The 18,057-nt window shown below is 48.7% G+C and carries 16 protein-coding genes; all 16 read right to left on the bottom strand.

What is annotated here, in order from left to right; all coding sequences use genetic code 11:
• Positions 1–66: 66 nt before the first annotated feature.
• The gene (locus tag EKN16_RS04480) at positions 67–930 is read right to left on the bottom strand and encodes a helix-turn-helix domain-containing protein (protein ID WP_125654006.1); all 864 of its coding nucleotides are present in this window, start codon (positions 928–930) and stop codon (positions 67–69) included.
• Between the two features lie 155 nt (positions 931–1,085).
• Complete coding sequence (locus EKN16_RS32625) at positions 1,086–1,925, bottom strand: hypothetical protein (RefSeq protein WP_179955593.1); 840 nt, start codon at positions 1,923–1,925, stop codon at positions 1,086–1,088.
• Positions 1,926–1,936: 11 nt separating this feature from the next.
• Positions 1,937–2,611, bottom strand: a complete 675-nt coding sequence (locus tag EKN16_RS04470) for a hypothetical protein (RefSeq protein WP_125654004.1) — start codon at positions 2,609–2,611, stop codon at positions 1,937–1,939.
• Positions 2,612–2,652: 41 nt separating this feature from the next.
• Positions 2,653–3,135: a VanZ family protein gene (locus EKN16_RS04465; RefSeq protein WP_260182350.1), complete on the bottom strand. Its 483-nt coding sequence runs from the start codon at positions 3,133–3,135 to the stop codon at positions 2,653–2,655.
• A 16-nt stretch (positions 3,136–3,151) separates the two neighbouring features.
• Positions 3,152–4,495, bottom strand: coding sequence for a UDP-glucose 6-dehydrogenase TuaD (tuaD, locus tag EKN16_RS04460; RefSeq protein ID WP_125654000.1), 1,344 nt, complete (start codon positions 4,493–4,495; stop codon positions 3,152–3,154).
• Positions 4,496–5,398: a UTP--glucose-1-phosphate uridylyltransferase GalU gene (galU, locus tag EKN16_RS04455; protein WP_125653998.1), complete on the bottom strand. Its 903-nt coding sequence runs from the start codon at positions 5,396–5,398 to the stop codon at positions 4,496–4,498.
• Positions 5,385–6,557: a DegT/DnrJ/EryC1/StrS family aminotransferase gene (locus EKN16_RS04450; protein ID WP_125653996.1), complete on the bottom strand. Its 1,173-nt coding sequence runs from the start codon at positions 6,555–6,557 to the stop codon at positions 5,385–5,387. The genes galU and EKN16_RS04450 overlap by 14 nt, the downstream gene beginning before the upstream one ends.
• A 35-nt stretch (positions 6,558–6,592) precedes the next feature.
• Positions 6,593–7,231: an acetyltransferase gene (locus tag EKN16_RS04445; RefSeq protein ID WP_125653994.1), complete on the bottom strand. Its 639-nt coding sequence runs from the start codon at positions 7,229–7,231 to the stop codon at positions 6,593–6,595.
• Positions 7,228–9,072 (bottom strand): sugar transferase, encoded by a 1,845-nt coding sequence (locus EKN16_RS33615; RefSeq protein ID WP_125653993.1) that lies wholly within the window; start codon positions 9,070–9,072, stop codon positions 7,228–7,230. The genes EKN16_RS04445 and EKN16_RS33615 overlap by 4 nt, the downstream gene beginning before the upstream one ends.
• Before the next feature lie 29 nt (positions 9,073–9,101).
• Positions 9,102–10,139, bottom strand: coding sequence for an NAD-dependent epimerase (locus EKN16_RS04435; protein WP_125653991.1), 1,038 nt, complete (start codon positions 10,137–10,139; stop codon positions 9,102–9,104).
• On the bottom strand, positions 10,136–11,455 hold the full coding sequence (locus tag EKN16_RS04430; protein WP_125653989.1) for a glycosyltransferase: 1,320 nt from the start codon (positions 11,453–11,455) through the stop codon (positions 10,136–10,138). Before EKN16_RS04430 ends, EKN16_RS04435 begins: the two co-directional genes overlap by 4 nt.
• Positions 11,456–11,766: 311 nt before the next feature.
• Complete coding sequence (locus tag EKN16_RS04425; RefSeq protein WP_125653987.1) at positions 11,767–12,387, bottom strand: acyltransferase; 621 nt, start codon at positions 12,385–12,387, stop codon at positions 11,767–11,769.
• Complete coding sequence (locus EKN16_RS04420) at positions 12,374–13,663, bottom strand: hypothetical protein (protein ID WP_125653985.1); 1,290 nt, start codon at positions 13,661–13,663, stop codon at positions 12,374–12,376. Before EKN16_RS04420 ends, EKN16_RS04425 begins: the two co-directional genes overlap by 14 nt.
• Complete coding sequence (locus EKN16_RS04415; RefSeq protein WP_125653983.1) at positions 13,653–14,783, bottom strand: glycosyltransferase family 1 protein; 1,131 nt, start codon at positions 14,781–14,783, stop codon at positions 13,653–13,655. The genes EKN16_RS04420 and EKN16_RS04415 overlap by 11 nt, the downstream gene beginning before the upstream one ends.
• Before the next feature lie 5 nt (positions 14,784–14,788).
• Positions 14,789–16,192 (bottom strand): flippase, encoded by a 1,404-nt coding sequence (locus EKN16_RS04410; RefSeq protein ID WP_125653981.1) that lies wholly within the window; start codon positions 16,190–16,192, stop codon positions 14,789–14,791.
• A gap of 25 nt (positions 16,193–16,217) precedes the next feature.
• Complete coding sequence (locus EKN16_RS04405; protein WP_125653979.1) at positions 16,218–18,041, bottom strand: polysaccharide biosynthesis protein; 1,824 nt, start codon at positions 18,039–18,041, stop codon at positions 16,218–16,220.
• Positions 18,042–18,057: the final 16 nt, after the last annotated feature.

The raw sequence follows: 18,057 nt of genomic DNA, 5'->3' as shown, positions 1-18,057 counted from the left end.
ATAGATCACCTTGTTTTTATCACTATATTTCCCTTAATCTTCATCTTCGTTATGAAATAAGAGACTTCATGGCACATTTGTTCCTGTATAGCGCTTACGATAAAGCAAAGGTGTAATGCCAATATGTTCGGAGAAGGAGCGGGAAAAATGCGGCGTTTGCTTAAATCCAGTCTCATCCGCAATACGTGATATCGGCCAATTGGTCTTCATCAGCATAAGCTTCGCTTGATCGAGCCGGTACGATAATAAATACTGTTGAGGCGTACAATCAAAAACCTCACCCATGCAGCGTGCAATATAATTAGGATGCAGGCCAAGTACTTCTCCAAGCTTGCCATTCGTGACCGATGCCCGAAAATGGAGCTTCAAATAGGCAGCCGCTTCTTCAGCAACCGTAATCGGAGCCTTTGCAGCATCACTGCGCCAGCCATTATCAAAAAGCTGAAGCAAATGTAAAAACCATTGCTGACGCTGCCAGAATGCATCATGCGAAGTTCCCATTGCCGCATCGTGGAGCTTGGTAAACAAAGCAATGACTTCATCCGGATAAGTAAATGTCATCATTTTGGGCAGGCGGATGGCATAAGAATAGTAGTCTCCGCGAAGGGTTCCACAATTATTACCGTCCAGCTCTTCCCAAGGGCCTGATGTTTGAAAATGAACCCAGTCGAATACCGTTTCTTCCGTACAAGGTTTTATCGGATAATGCCATAGATCAGGGCGCAGGATAAGCATTTGACCTGGGCCTAGTGCCCACGAGTTCGTCTCCTCCCCGACATAGAGTGTGCCGCTATGTACAAATAGGAGGTCAAATACACCTATGTTTCGACGATTTGGATGTTCTCCGCCAGGTAAATAGGTTTTACGATTAGATTCAATGAAATAAGGCAGTGGCGGCGAAAGGAACGTTAATAATGGTTCGGACGACAAAAGAAGGCCTCCCTGTTGATAATTGCTGCGTATGCAGGCATGCTTGCTGGTAATAGGCGCCCGTTTATTTTATCAAACAATTCGTCATGGAGATAGACCGAGGCAGAAAAAAGGATGAAGCCTTATCCGGCTCCATCCTTTTCCTATTTTTCTTTCTAACCAATAATTTGTTTCAAGATCCCTTTTCCTTCGATTTGGAAGCTATCAAAGGCCTGAAAGAGAGGCCCTAACACAGACACGTCTGCTCCTATGCTTTTCAGTTTCGCCGCTGCTTCTTGCATAATTACGGTAAACGCATCAATGCTCGCGGATAGGGTGCTTTTCCCTTGTTGATAAAGCACGGTTTTCTCGTGGCCATCCTTAGCCAAAGCAAATTTAATTGCAATAGAAATCAGTGCGGACTGAGTTCTGTTCTTGAGCTGGGTCAGCTTGTTAATGGTATCTTGTACAATTTGCTTTACAAGCTTTTGGTCAGGCTTGTCTTTGTCTTTGTCCTTGTCCTTGTCCTTGTCCTTGTCCTTGTCCTTGTCCTTGTCCTTGTCCTTGTCCTTGTCCTTGTCTTTATCCTTGTCCTTGTCCTTATCCTTGTCCTTTTCTTTGTCTTGCTTTTCTTTCTCTTGCTTTTCTTTCTCTAATCTTTCTTTCTCTAATCTCTCTTTCTCTAATCTCTCTTTCTCTAATCTCTCTTTCTCAAGTCTTTCCTTTTCAAGTCTTTCTTTTTCCTGCTTTTCCTTCTCTTTCTTTTCCTTCTCTAGCCGTTCTTTCTCCTGCTTTTCCTGCTCTTTCTTTTCTTTTTCCAGCTTTTCCTTCTCTTGCTTTTCTTTTTCCTTGGTCGCTGCTATCTTGGCTTCTATGCTTTGCTTGAAATTATCAAAGAGATGAGATCCCAAGGAATTCGAACTGGCCTGCGCATAAGAAACGTTTGAAGCTGCCGGCAATGCCGTTGAGCCTATGACTATGGCTGCTGTAATTAGAGCTATTTTGCTAAATTTCATTGTCTCTCTCCTCATTTCGATAGATTCGTTTCTTCCTTTGATTGCTTATAGCTCTTGCCCTGGCTTAACCCGTATTTATGTGCGATTTGGATGAGTGCGTTGTACTCGTTCTCCGATAATTCGGCCATCGCTCGCTTCTTAAGCTGACGTTTCTCCTGGATCGAAAGTCCGCCGCTAAGCACTTTTTTGAGAGATTTGAGGTCATCTGAGCTCCAATGGTTCATGACAACGGAACCAATTGTCAATTTGTCCTTAAGAGTCACCTTGTCTGCGGCGTCAGCCGCTTGGCGTTCCGTTATATCGGCTTTGTGAGAAGTCATGGAAGCTTGCTTCTGCGGTGTCTTTGTCGTATTTCGCACGCTCTCTTGCTTCTTGCTGGATGACTTGAAAGATTGTTCGGGATCAGGAACAGTGACTCTAGCATTTGTAGGCTGCATGACATCATCTGTCCTCGAATCCTGAACGGCGGTCCTCTCAACTTCATCATTGGCGATGCCAGCTGCCAGTGAACCATTGCTCTGAAGCGTTTCATCCATGAATACCTCCAGAAGCTTATCCGTCATACGTTCGTAGGCATACCATGCTGCACCTAGAAACAGGACAAGGACGATACTTGAGACAAGAACTAATCGACGCCAGCTGAAAACACTTTTTTTCTTCTGCTTTAACTCTGGTCGCTGCTTCAAGCTATCACCTCTCCTGACTAGGTATTCAAGCTGCATTTGCCTTAGCTTTTGAAGGTAGACGGGTTAATGGCTCTTCCTAGTCTTGTCCGCATGAGCAACAAAACTGCTGTGATCCCTATGCACCCGCCAACCAAATCTACGATGACATCCTGTATCGCGCTTGTTCGCATTGTCACACGGGCCTGATTCCATTCATCGAGGGAGCTAATCGTCAATACGTAGAGGAAAACTATCCCCATGATCCGATAACCGCGCTGCTTCAGGGTCGATAACAAGGCGCAGAAGATTGCACCCAGCATCGCATACACGAACAAATGGGCAGACTTTCGGAACAGGAACTCTATGTATCGATAGGGCTCTTTCTTAGCAACGATGGTTGCATGATGATAATGAACGGTGACGCTTGGAACTACCTTAGCAAGCTTTTGCTCCGAAATTAACGATTTCATCCATGGCTGAATGGTTTGCGCACTGTAAGGCTGGGAAGAGAAACCGAACACAAGCGACGTCCACCATACGAGCAGCGCTAAGATCAGCCATTTAAAAATTGACCGAATGACGATCCCTCCCGGCCCTATTCACTGGAGGCCGACCGATGGAGTGGTATTCGAACGAACTGGATGCCATTGTGGTCAAATCAAAGCAGTTACGGCCATCAATAAGGATCGGGTTCTTCATAAGCTGCCCGATTCGCGCGAGATCCATGGTCAAAACGTCCTTCCACTCCGTGAGAATGATGCATACATCGGCATTCGTCACAGCCTGCTCAATATTGCTGCAATAGTGAATGCCCTCTGGAAGCTCACGTTTGGCGGACTCTTCTGCTATCGGATCGTATGCGTATACGGAGGCATGCTGCTTAATCAGCTCAGGGATGATAGTAAGCGATGGCGCATACCTCATGTCATCTGTTTCCGGCTTAAAAGACAGACCAAGAACGGCAACATGCTTGCCCGCTAACCCGCCAACTGCATCACGAAGCTTGTCCATAATCACCAATCGCTGACGAGTATTGGTCCGAATGACCGACTTCAGGAGCTCGAAATCATAGCCGGCCTTATCTGAAATATGCGCAAGTGCATAGGTATCCTTCGGAAAGCACGAGCCACCATATCCAATTCCCGCTTGCAGGAACTTGCTGCCAATACGGCTGTCTAGTCCCATTCCTTCCGCTACATCTCCAACGTTTGCACCAACCCGCTCACAAATGTTCGCGATCGCATTGATGAAGGATATTTTGGTCGCTAAAAAGGTGTTTGCCGCGTATTTAATCATCTCCGCGCTCTCCAGATCAGTCGTGAAAATACGCGTATTAAACGGGGCATGCAGATCAGCGATAACTTCAGCCGCCTTCGGATTATCCGAACCGATAACAGCTCGATCCATACTCATGCAATCTGCGATTGCTGAGCCTTCTCGCAGAAATTCCGGGTTAGAAACAACATCGAATTGGATCCATGGCGTTTTCTTGTTCGCTTGAATGACCTCACGTACTAATTCACCTGTACCGACCGGTACCGTGCTCTTATTGACAATGATTTTGTAGTTGTTCAAATGCTCGCCAATCTTCTTAGCAGCCGACATGACATAACGCATATCCGCTTCTCCCGTTTCTGACATTGGGGTGCCAACGGCAATATAGATAATGTCAGAGGCTTCAATAGCCTCACCAATTTCCGTTGTGAAAAACAACCGCCCCTGCTCCGTATTCCGAGCCACTAGCTCGCTAAGTCCTGGCTCATAAATTGGAATTTCTCCCCTAAGCAGCTTAGCAATCTTCTGCTCATCCACATCACAGCAGATCACCCGATTACCGATATCCGCAAAACAAGTGCCCGACACTAAACCAACATATCCCGTTCCAATGACTGCTATTTTCCGCATTTATTTCGCCACCTTATTAAGAAGTGAAAAATATTGCTCATATACGTTCTGTATGTATCCCAGCATATCGTCCTTCAAATCCTCTCGCTGCAGAGCAAAATCAAGCGTTGCTTTAATGAAACCAAACTTATCACCGACGTCATATCGAACACCTTCAAACTGATAAGCTAGAACGGTCTTTAAGTCGTTTAGCTTCTTGATCGCATCCGTCAGCTGAATCTCACCGCCTGCTCCTGGTTTCTGATGCTCAAGAATGTCGAAGATATCCGGCGTTAAGATGTAACGGCCCATGATCGCATAATTCGAGGGTGCAGCCTTCTTAGCTGGCTTCTCCACGAGCGTATCCAGGAAGAATACGGACGGTTCAATGGAAGTGCCGCGCGGCGCGATAATCCCGTATTTGGATACATCCTCATCACTGACACGCTGAACGCCGACAACCGAGGAGGAGAACCTGGAGAAAACTCGGATAAGCTGACTCAGGCAGGGCTCTTCGGATTGGACGATATCATCGCCAAGCAGTACGGCAAATGGTTCATCGCCAACGAAGCTGCGCGCACACCAAATTGCATGTCCAAGACCCTTCGGTTCCTTTTGCCGAATATAATGAATGTTCGCCATATCCGAGATGGCTCGGATTTGCTCAAGCTCCTTCGCTTTGCCCTTCTGATGCAATGTCTCTTCGAGTTCGAATGACTTATCAAAATGATCTTCAATTGCACGTTTGCCCCGACCGCTTATGATGAGAATATCCTCGATACCAGAGGCAATCGCCTCTTCAACGATGTACTGAATCGTTGGTTTATCGACGATAGGCAGCATTTCTTTGGGCTGTGCTTTCGTGGCAGGAAGAAACCGTGTACCAAGGCCTGCGGCTGGGATGATCGCTTTACGCACTTTCATGGGTTTTCCTCCTCGACTCGATTTGATGAGCAATGATTGCAACGACGCGCTCTTGATCCTGAATGCTTAAGCTCGAACCTGATGGCAAGCAAATACCTTGGGCAAACAGCTGATCGGATACGCTGTATTGTGAGGATGCTGGAAAATAATCATATTTGCGCAGAAGTGGCTGAAGGTGCATTGGCTTCCATACCGGCCTTGCTTCTATATTCTCTGCTGCCAGCGTGCGAACTAGCTCCGTTGCTGTAATGCCAGTCATTCTTGGATTTATCGTAAGAGCTGTCAACCAGCGAGTAGAGGTTCCATAATCGGCTTCCGGCATGAAGCTGATCCCATCCAGATGAGAAAAAGCCTGCTCATATCGGTCATATACAGCACGACGAGCCGCTACTCGATTTTCCAGTACCTCCAGCTGACCTCTACCAATACCTGCGAGCAAATTACTCATCCTGTAGTTATAACCAATCTCACTATGCTCATAATGGAGCGCCGGATCGCGAGATTGCGTGGCCCAATAGCGAACTTTGGCTAACGCTTCAAGGTTGTTGGAGACGAGCATTCCACCGCCTGAGGTGGTTATGATTTTATTGCCATTGAAGGAGTAAACACCATAGCTGCCGAGCGTCCCGCTCGCTTTCCCCTTGTAAGTGGCGCCCAGCGACTCTGCCGCATCTTCAATAACCAATACGCCAAAACGCTCGCAGAGCTCAATGATCGGATCCATATCTGCGCTCTGTCCGTACAAACTCACGACAATGACCGCTTTAGGCAAGCGCCCTTCCTTTCTGGTCGTAAGGAGTGCTTGCTCGAGTGCCTTTGGAGACATATTCCAGGTTTCAAAATCCGCATCGATGAATACCGGCTCAGCCCCCTCATAGAGAATCGGATTAACACTTGCGACAAAGGTCAGCGAAGAGACGAAAACGGTGTCTCCTTTTCCAATACCGGCTACCCGCAAAGCTAGATGTAAAGCAGCGGTACCTGAGCTTAAGGCAAGCGCACCTGGAGAGGCGACTTTACTTGCAAGCTCTCGCTCAAATTCATCCACGTTAGGGCCTAGCGGTGCAATCCAGTTCGTAGCGAAGGCTTCCGCTACATAGCGCTGCTCCGCTTCACCAATATGCGGGGGAGATAAATAAATTCGGCGATCATTCGTCATGACCTATCACTCCTTCATTAGGTTGGCCTTGCTGATTATGTGCGATCAATTACTTTGGCAGGTACACCGACAGCTATTAAATGGTCCAGTACATCACGAATGGCAGCAGCGCCTGCGCCGAGCACGGACCATTTACCGATCCGAACGCCCGGAATGACACTTGCGCCTATACCAACATGTGCGCCTTCTCCAACGGTAACAGCGCCAGCTAAAGCAGCATTTGGTGAAATATGGGCAAAAGGTCCAACAACAACGTCATGCTCGATAACAGCGCCCGAGTTAATGATGGCATGTGCTGCAATCGAAGCTGTGGTATTCACAACCGCACCGGCCATAACGACCGTACCCGGCGCAACAATAGCATGCTTGGAAACATGTGCTCCAGGATGCTGCAGCTTCGCATATCGTTCCTTTGGAAGATCCAAACGCTCCGCCATTCTAAAGCGAGAGCGATTATCGCCGATTGCAATAATGACAAGCGCCTCTTGATCCGCTTCAAGCAAATTACCAATGATTGAAGTCGGCCCGCAGAGGATGTCATTACTTTCTTGAATGGTTGTGAATTTGTCGTCCGCGATCGCAAGGAGACTAAAATCCCCCATCATCTCGGCAATATCCATCACAACCTTCCCGTGACCACCGCCGCCAACTATAATTAATGGCCTATTTCTCATGAGGCGCGCTCCGCATTGCGACTGCCTGTGAATTTATGCATCGTGACATGACCCTCTTGCTGAATTCCTTCTCGCTTAAATACTTTGAAGAAGGTCATCAGGATGATTTTCAAGTCAAGCCGCAGCGATTGATGCTCCACATACCAAGCGTCGAGCCGGAACTTTTCCTCCCAAGTTACTGCATTACGACCATTGACCTGAGCCCATCCCGTAATCCCTGGACGAACATCATGCCTGCGAGCCTGTTCTTGCGTATATAAGGGTAAATATTCCATTAGGAGCGGACGCGGTCCAACCAAGCTCATATCCCCGTTAATAACATTGAGCAGCTGAGGCAGCTCATCCAAGCTAAGCTTGCGAAGCCATAGGCCAAATGTAGTTAACCGTTCCTCATCCGGCAGTGGATGACCCTTCTCATCAACGGCATCTGTCATCGTACGGAACTTGAACACGTCGAATGACTTGCCGAATCTTCCAGGCCGCTTTTGGCGGAACAGCACGGGTGATCCCAACTTCTTCCGAACGGCAAAAGCCGTTAGAGCGATGATTGGGGAGAGAAGGAGCAATGCCGGAATGCTGACAGCCAAATCAATCGTTCTTTTAAGCAGCTGCATGATTCGGTAACTCCAAGTTCTAGCTCGCTTGGCCCGTCTTTCTGTCTCCGCATACATCCGCTCTAATCGTGATACGACGATAGATTCTGTGAAATGACATTCGATACGCTGTCTGCCTGCTTTACCATAACGAAGTCGCCGTACGTCATCGCTCATCATCCGGTGCAAAGCATCTGACAACTGACCAGCATCACGATAAGGAACAAGTTCACCAGTGACACTAGACCTATCAGCTGCTATGAATTCCTGCTGGTCCACTGCCTTAAAGGAATGTTCACTTACGACCAGTTCGCGCGTACCCAGCACATCTGTGGCAACTACGGGCCTGCAGTAGGCCATCGCCTCCATAAGCGAACGAGGAATGCCTTCCTTCTCACTGCTTAGCGTTACGGCATCAGCTGACATCAGCCATGGGGCAAGTGGCGTTTGTTGACCGATCAATACGACATCCGCCTCTAATCCTTCAGCGATGACACGCTTCCGAACCTCCGATTCAAGTGGGCCTTGCCCAGCAAATGCGGTTACCCAGCACAGTTTTCCTTGCTGCTTCGCCAGCACAACAGCCTCGATCAGCAGCATGGGATCCTTTACCGGCTCCAATCTTGCCGCCATCAGCAGCATAGGCAGATCCTCACGAATCCCGTATGCCCGCTTCAGATCAATAATCTTCAATCGTTCATTCGCTTCTTTCGCCATTGCGTCAAGCTTACTTAGATCTACGCCGTTGCCTTCGTAATAAACCGTACGCCAAGGAGCCATCTGCTGCATGACCGTGATATCTTCTTGGTTCTGAGAAGCAAGCGCATCACAGAACCAAGCGCCGATTTTTTCAAGCAGTCTGTAAACGGTATAAGCACGCTTGGATTGCCCCTTATAGAAGGGCAGACCGTGACTCGTGTGGATAATGACTGGTACGCCCGCTAGTCTAGCGGCAATTCGTCCGATTAGGCCTGCTTTTGCAGTATGGGTATGTACAACATCGTACCGTTCGGTCTTCATTAGCCTTCGCATCTGCCAGATGGAGCGCAAATCCTGCAAAGGTTGAATCGTACGGCTCATCGGTACAGTACGCCATTGAAAGGGATAGCCATTCTTGATCTCCGCATCCAAATGATCGCCCGATGAGATGAAGGTGACCTCATAACCAGCACGCTGCAGCAGCGTCAGCTTGTCGCCGAGAATTTTGTGACTAATACCCGACGTACATACATGCGCTACCTTCTTCATCTCTATCCCATCCTTCATACATGTCCGACTTATAGTAGCAATAGCTCCTCCGCTGTGGTGCGAGCGGCAAAATAACTTTGATACCAATCTACGAATTGACCAATACCTTCTTCAATTGTCGTCTGAGGCTTAAACCCGACATCTCGGATCAAATCATCGATATCCGCGAAGGTTGCTTCTACATCACCTGGCTGCATCGGCAGGAATTCAAGGTTCGCTTGCTTTCCAAGCTTCTTTTCAATCGTTCTTATAAAGGTCATAAGTGCAACTGGCTTGTTATTACCGATGTTATAGACCCTATACGGGGCATAGCTCGATGCTGGACTTGGATTCTTCGGATCCCAGAGCGGGTCTGGCACCGGCGGACGGTCCAGCAATCGGACGATACCTTCGACGATATCATCGATAAAGGTGAAGTCCCGCTGCATTTTGCCTTCGTTGAATACTTTGATGGGAGTGCCATTCTCAATATCTCGAGTGAAGCTAAAGTAAGCCATATCCGGTCGGCCCCATGGTCCATATACCGTGAAGAATCGGAGTCCTGTCGTCGGCAACCCATATAGATGGCTGTACGTATGCGCCATTAGCTCATTAGCTTTCTTCGTTGCTGCATATAAGCTGACCGGATGGTTGACACTGTCGTGGACGCTGAAAGGCATTTTCACATTCGCCCCGTACACAGAGCTTGAGGATGCATAGAGCAGATGCTTGACACTGTGCCTTCTGCAAGCTTCAAGCACGTTCCCATAGCCCACTAAATTGGAATCCAGGTAAGCAAAAGGGTTCGTGATGCTATATCGAACACCGGCTTGAGCGGCCAAATGAATGACGCTCTTGATTCCATACCGTTCGAACAAGTCATTCAATGAGTCGAATTTCGCAATATCAAGCTCCAACCCGGTGAATAAAGGGTTTCGTTTGAGCATCCCGAATCGATCACGTTTCAATTGGACGTCATAGTAGTCATTAAAATTATCGATACCGATAACGGAATGACCATCTCGGGTAAGTCTCTCTGATAGGTGATAGCCGATAAAGCCTGCTGCACCGGTTACAAGTATTGTCATAGTGCTTCAGCTCCCTTCGATTCGCCTGCTGCGTAAGCCTTCTTCGTTGTCTTAGCCTTCGTCCCTGATTCCGCCTGAGAGGTGAAATGAGTCGATCCTCCTGAACTAACGGATGAGTCGGAGCCGACAAAATCACGGAAGGATCGCCAGAAGGTTAACCGTTTCTGGTCCAGCTTTCCTTTGGTGTACTGCTGCGCACGGGCAAAATTAAGTTCCGCCTGCTCACTCATCCACGATTGGTTGCCAATCGCATGCTTCAGCTTCTCCGCAAGCTGCTTCACATTACCTGGCTTATGAAGCCATTCTGGCGCAATAAGCTCAGGAATCCCTCCAGCTGTTGAACCGACAACCGGGCAAGCGCGGCTCATCGCCTCAATCGTTGCGCGCGGCAGCCCTTCCTGGAAGCTTGGCTGTATATAGAGATCCAATTCATCCAGCCATTCGAATACGGCGCTGCCGCTCGTTAGAACTCCGCAAAAGGTGACTCGATTCGATATACCAAGCTTTACAGCAAGAGCATGCCAACGATCCGTCGATCCGTCTCCAAGAATGTAAAACTCGAAGGCCGGCACATCCACAGCGATACGAGCCATTGCGCGCAAAGCCGTTTCAATCCCTTTTGTTCGTCCGTTCAGGGAACCGATAAGTCCAATACGGAACGGCTTATTTGCTTTGCGGGTAGGATAAGCTGTAATCCGTTCCATTCGTTGATTCAGCACCTCGTCAGAAAGAGGCGGAATCTCAACGTTAGAGCAAGATCCAGCCACACCCGCCTCTGCTAGCGGGTAACGCTGCTGTAGAAATTGTTCGGTTACATAAATGCCGTACGGTGCGCGCTTAACGAGCCGTTTGGTCTTCCATAGAGAAAGAGGCGCATACAGCTTGCCTTGAGCGCTGCCATAATTCCATAATCCATCCCATGCACAAGCCACCATTTCGATGGAATAAGGCTTGCCGAGACGAGTTGCAACCCGAATCGCTTCCGCTCCAATTTCACTTGGCATCCGGGCAATGACGGCATCCGCGCTTCGGATGATTTCGGTCAAACATTGCTCGACGTACCCTTTCTTCGTCAGCTTATTGACTGGGTTACTAAGGGATGGCAAAACAAGAAAGTCGACATTCGGACCGCTGGAGAGCGTTTTACCCTTCATATCTGCATCAGGCAGCGTCTTCTGCCCGCGGCAAGCTACGGTAACCCGATCAAACACCGCCAAATATCGTTCCCAAACCGCATAAGGCAGCTTCCCGCCCGAATAAAATTTTCCGGTTTCGTTGAAATAAAACGTATGATCATGAGCCCATACAACGTGCATAATGTGACCTCCTAAAAGATTTTGTATAACTAATCGAGCGTAAAGCCCGCTGCGCGGACGGATCATTCTTACGATCGCTGTTGTCTCCCTATTTCTTGATTCTATCCCTTAGGGGTAGAAATCAGGAGACAAAGGCGAACGCTACCGCTTCTTCAGAACGATTCCGTCCGCTCCGCTTTGTTAGTCGTGATGTCATGAACGGATAATGATTTAGAACCACTTTCACGACTACTTCCTGCGAGCAAAAACTAGAGCAATAACTCACATCGGAAGCAAAATCATAAAGTTTTAGCGAAACTAACATGAATACTTTATTGATTCCCCATCCAAGCGGCGGCCGATGAACGGCCGTTCTTACCCTCCGACAGAATCGCTTTTACGGTTTTGGCTGGCACGCCAGCGGCAACGACGCCGCTTGATACGTTCTTCGTAACGACAGCGCCCGCAGCGATAACAGATCGGCTGCCAATCTCTACCCCAGACAGAACCCTTACACCGCAGCCGATCCAAACATCGCGGCAGATGCGAATTTTGCCGGAGACAATCGCATTGTCTCGAATGGGAAGAGATTCATCGCTCCAGGTATGCTGGAACGATACAAGCGACGATTGATGGGCGATCGATACCTCATCCTCGATATCCAGCTCCCCATAGGCGTCCAAATAACAATGCTTGTGGATGCTGACATTCGAACCAATGGATAATCGCTCCCAATATCGAATCTCAACGCCGCGTCCGACTAGCACGTTATCACCGCACCTGCGTGCCAGTCTTTTCAAGATGCAATAACGGAATGCAACCCCAGGTAAATGCGGCAGCCAATCACTTAGCGTCCATAGCCAGATCAACAGCAGTTTCGGAACAATCCTCAGCATGGCGGTTACCAGCCGCAGCACGGGTTTGGCGGATCCATACAAATCACGGCCTCGCATAGGGAGCTCCCTTCCTCTTCAATGATGTTTTTCCGCTGAACTGAAACCATTTTCGCGCCCAAACGAAGGTATAGGCTTGGACGATATAGAGCAGCGGCAGCACGGGCAGCTTCTTACGCACCATATTGTCGCCAATCGTACCAACGCCGTAATCGAGATCACGACCGGTTACCGTCACATAACCAACAAGGACGAGCGTACAAGCGTAGGTGAACAATAACGTGAACACCATGGCGTAAAAAGGTCTCGTTTCCTTAAATCTGATAAAATTCAGAATCGAGATTATCAATCCGATTGACATAAATAGCGCTTCTAATGTTCGGAATAAATAAGTGATGTCCCAATTGCTGAACTTGATTGGATTCGGACTAATAAATAGATAGAAGGTCAAAAGGGACGAATTTATTAAGCCAAGCGGGCCGATCTGCATGACGAGAATACCCATCGCAAGGCACATAACAACGACAGCCGTACGAATTTTATTCGCATATAGGAAGAAGTAACCGAACGTATACACGAGTGAGTAATCACGCAGTCCTGTTGAATACAGCAGCAGCAGAATAAACAATAGATATTTGCGTCTGAGCAGTAAGCCTGCACAATAGATACCTAGCAGCGCGCATGTGACATCTTTTGCAAAGACCGAAGACATCAGCATGAATGAAGGACTTACAAGCAGCCCAAGAATGACGATGCTGTGGAATCTCGTTACCTGCTCTCTCTCCATTTGATAGTTAAACCGAGATTCATTGAGCCGATAGGTTTGATTCACGATTAAGATCAGCAGCACAGAATTCAACATGATGATCGGCAGCGGATCTTGAAACGCCAGCCATTTGAAGAATGGCATATAGAGCAGACCAAACATTGGATAAGCAGATACATTAGCCCATTGGGTCATGATATGATTCCAGGCGTAAGGCATGAAATCCGACAGTTGATCAAAGGTGCTCACTTGCTCGTAATAATGAATTTCATCCGGGCCAGTGACTGGATTCGTTGTGATGGCATACACGAGCTTTCCCAGCAGCATGATACATATTCCACCATAGAGCGCTCCCGGCGTATTCGGCCAACGAAGCAGGAAGAAGAAGAATGGAATCATCAAGGCAAAGAAAGCAACCATGCCAAGCTGTTCATCGAGCGGAAATAAGAGCTTCCCAAGCATCAGCAGCATGACGAGATACAAGGCCGCAGCGAGCGGATGTTGAAGTGGAGAGCGGCTCAGGTTTATAGTTCCAGCTGTTGTAACGGCTGTCTTAAATTTAGCCCCCATAAAGATGCTCCAACCTTCGAACACTGCTCGCCATATTGAATCCGAATTGTTCCAAAGCCTCACGCCGGGATGACCAATCAGGTGGTGATGTCCCAAGCAGCTGCTGCAGACCTTTCAACCAGAGATTAGGGTCATCCGAGAGCTGCAGCTTATGGAATAATCCGAGCTGCATGTCTGCTTCCTCCGGCACTCCTTCTGACACTAGGCAGGGAATGCCTGCCGCTTGAGCTTCAATTAATACGATCCCAAGTCCTTCGAATAATGACGGAAGAATGAACCCATCCGCGGCTCCGAGCAGCTCCGGGATATCCTTGCGCAGACCAAGAAATTCGATCCGCTGCGATAGCCCTAAGCGCTGTACCTTCGCTTCTATCTCAGGCCGCTGCGGTCCATCACCCACAAGCAGCAGCTTCGCTCGTGGATTGGCCTCGACATATTCTGCGAACCGATCAATGAGAAAAGAATGATTCTTCTGCTGTACAAACCGCCCAATATGAACAAAAAGCGGGTCGTTCCCTCCACCAAGTCCAAGCTTCACACGCAGCATGCCGCGATCTGCTGGTAATGACTCGTAAGGTTCAAGCGAGATCGCATTTGGAAAGACATGTACACGATCATCCCCCCAGCATTTCTTGCCGTAAAGCGATTCACAGGCATCACGCGAGCAGCCGAGCATTTTTGTAGCGTGGTTACGGATTAACTGCTGCATGTAGAGCGTATAAATACGGCGAACGAGAGACTTGTTCCGGTGGCTATGCACGGTATGGCTGTGACTTATTCGTACAGGAACGCCAAGTCCATCGGCAATCTTGAGCACATAGCCGCTAAAACCAAAGATATGACTATGCACCGCTGCATAAGGGCCGTTCTTACGCATATTTGCTTCCAATGCCTTCTTGAATTTGCGCATTCCACGCTGTGGATGAGGCTGCCTTATGATGGTCCCACCCAGCGCTTCAATCTCATCATCGTAAAATGCTTTTTCTTCTGTCTGCACAGCAAAATGGAATTCGAATTTCTCGCGATCCGTTTGTCGGTACACATTCATAAGCAGGGTTTCAATGCCGCCTGGATGCATTTTACCGACTACATGAAGCACTTTGATTTTGTGAGGCGACATATTCGTTAGCCCCTCCTTTCCATTTGCGGCAGGTCGCCGTGTTTCGCATGCTGAGCATTAAGTAATTTATTCCAAATGAATGAAGGCAGCCAAGCTGCTGTCAAAATCCCCATTTTGCGATAAACGAATATCACCATTGCTGCATTCCAGCAAAAGGCTGCTGTTGTTGCTGCAATCGCTGCTCCCATTGAGCCTAAGCCAGGGATCAGCGCAAAATTCAATCCAACATTCAGAACCGTTGCCACCGAAAGCGCCTTGGTTAACGCATTCTGATGGCCAGTCATCGTTGTCATCATCCCGTTCTGTCCGCAATAGGCATTGAAAAGCTGACCAGCTGCCATCAACAGCATCGGCTTATGGGAAGCGACGAACTCGGGACCAAACAAGCCAAGCAATGGCTTGCCGCCTATTGCGAAGACTGCGAACGAAACGGCAGCAAAGGCAAAGCCGGCTCTGCCTGAAGTGGTGCAGACATGCTGCAGCTGCTTCCGATTATTCGTCGCATACAGCTCTGATAGCATCGGCGCAGCTGTCATATTAACCGCCGTCACGCCGAAGGACACAAGCGTCGCAAGTCTTATCGCTGCGGAGAATAAACCTGAATCCGTCTCGGAGTGCATCAGCCCCATCATCAGAACGCCAAGCTGACCTAGAATCAGATACATGCCCGCGTTGACCATGAGCGAGATCGAAAGTGACGTCCATGATTTGGTCTCATACTTAGGCTGAACCGCCAGCAGCTGTGGACCCGTGCGCTTGCGAAGTACAACTGCTCCGATGATCCAGCTCACTCCAATTGCAGCTGCGAAGCAGATCATAGCAAGACCCGCTCCAGCAGGTTTACCAATCGCGGTGCTGCAGAGAAGCAGCAAGCCCATCGTTATAATAGGACGACCAATCTTCTCCGGCATCTGCGCATATAAGACATCCTTCAATGCTTGGAGTGCACTTTGTCTAAGCGTTGCAAGTGTCAGCAAGGGAATGGTTACCAGCCCTGCAATGTATGTAACAAGCTGCTCATTCGAGAGGCTATCCGCTTTGAACAAGATAACGGCAAGTCCTCCAAGCGTTACGACTGACGATAAGATAAGTGCGAATTGATTAGCCCGATGAAGCAGTCCTTTGATTGATGACCAATCGTCCTTAGCTTTGAATGATGCAACGAGACGAACGATCGAAATGTCATAGCCTAGCTTTGTCGGGAATACGAGAAAGGTGACTATTGTCGAGACGAATGCATAGGTACCATAAGCTGCTGCGCCGAGCATTCGGGCAAGCATCACCTGCATGACAAGCGCCAAGCCCATGCCCGTTGAATTAATAAGAAAGCTGATGCTGCCTCCTCTGGCAAGCCGTTTTGTTATGGAGGAGCCTCTCTCCACGACCGGAGTCGTTTCAACCTTTGCCATTACTAACGCACCTCATAACCATCATCTAGGAAACATTGCTGTAGCTAGGTACAAGATGCTTCAGCACCGCACGAATCTCGGATGGACACTGTCCAAGCACCTGTTCCAGCTTACGGATTTCAAATTCAAGCTCTGTACGGTTAATTTGCATCGGCTTGCCAATGAAAATCCGATCATGCATCGTCGACGACAATCCTTCCTCGTTCGTTAGCAGCTCCTCATAGAGCTTCTCCCCTTCACGAATACCACTGAATTTGATATCCATATCGATATGCGGCTCGTAGCCAGACAACCGGATCAAGTCAACAGCAAGATCATAGATTTTCACTGGCTTGCCCATATCCAGAATGAAGATTTCGCCGCCCTTGGCGAAGGCTCCAGCCTGAATGACGAGCTGTACCGCCTCAGGAATAGTCATAAAGTAACGAACCATCTCGGGATGGGTAACCGTAACGGGCCCTCCCTTTGAGATCTGATCCTTGAACCGCGGTATGACACTCCCACGGCTCCCTAGTACATTTCCGAATCTCACGGCTACGTATTTGGTTGCACTATGTTTATCCAAGCTCTGAATGAACATCTCTGCGATCCGCTTCGTTGTTCCCATAATGCTGGTGGGATTAACTGCCTTATCGGTGGAGATGAAGACAAACCGCTCGGCTCCGAACTGATCCGCACATTCGGCTACGTTCTTCGTTCCAAATACGTTGTTCTTGATCGCTTCCGACGGGTTCCGCTCCATAAGAGGAACATGCTTATGGGCTGCGGCGTGGAATACAACCTGCGGACGGAATGCAGTAAATACCTCTTCGATCCGCCTTCGATCCTGAACATCTGCCATAACGGTCTCAATCTTGAGCTCTGGAAAAGTACCCAGCAGCTCCATCTCGATCGAATAGATGCTGTTCTCACCATGACCGAGCAGCAGCAGCTTCGCTGGACGAAAGGGCGCGATTTGACGACAAAGCTCAGATCCAATGGAGCCGCCCGCACCTGTTACAAGCACCGTTTTTCCTTCAACGTAATTCGCAATATGATCGAGATCAGTCCGAATCGGATCACGACCGAGCAGATCCTCCACGGATACATCTCTAACGCGGCCGACTGCTCCATGCCCTTGAATCATGCCATGCAGATCAGGAACAATCTTCAAGCGCGCCTTTGTTGATTTGCAAATATTGATGATCGCCGATATTTGGGACTTGGATACCGATGGCATTGCGATGATAATCTCATCAATTCTCTCCGCAGCTGTAATCCTTGCGATCTCACTTCGCCCGCCAAAGACCGGAATACCATAGATGGACAATCGCTGTTTGTAAGGGTCATCATCAATGAAACCGACTGGTGCCGTCTTCACAATGTTATTCTGCAGCAGCTCTTTAACAATGAGCGTTCCGCAGCTGCCAGCACCGATGATCAATGCTCGATGGCCGCCTTTGCGCCGATTTGTTCCAAAGTAATCACAGAATGCCCGCCATAGCAGCCTTGGACCCGCCATCATGAACACCATGCCTGTCCAATGATGCAGCAGGATCAGCTTCGGTACATCCCAGCCAAAAATGAGGTTCACTGCAAGGAATGGAATAAGACCCGTCCAGAATGCGGCAATTAGGATAGCGAGCATTTCACTAACACCGGCATACTGCCAAATGCGGCGGTGAAGCTTCATCCGTATGATGCATGCTATACCGACTGCGCCAGCAATGAACGTATACAGCAGCCATACCCCGGTTTGAGGCTCTACCCATGGATTACTCGTCTGCATCCAGAAGGATACGGCCAAGCTGAGCACGACGGCGGATAGATCAAGCACAATTAATAAATGCGTTCGATAAGCTGCGAACATGATGGTACCAACCTCC

Source organism: Paenibacillus baekrokdamisoli, from assembly GCF_003945345.1.
GTDB lineage: Bacteria > Bacillota > Bacilli > Paenibacillales > Paenibacillaceae > Paenibacillus_Z > Paenibacillus_Z baekrokdamisoli.
This window is presented reverse-complemented; position numbering and strand designations above follow the sequence as displayed.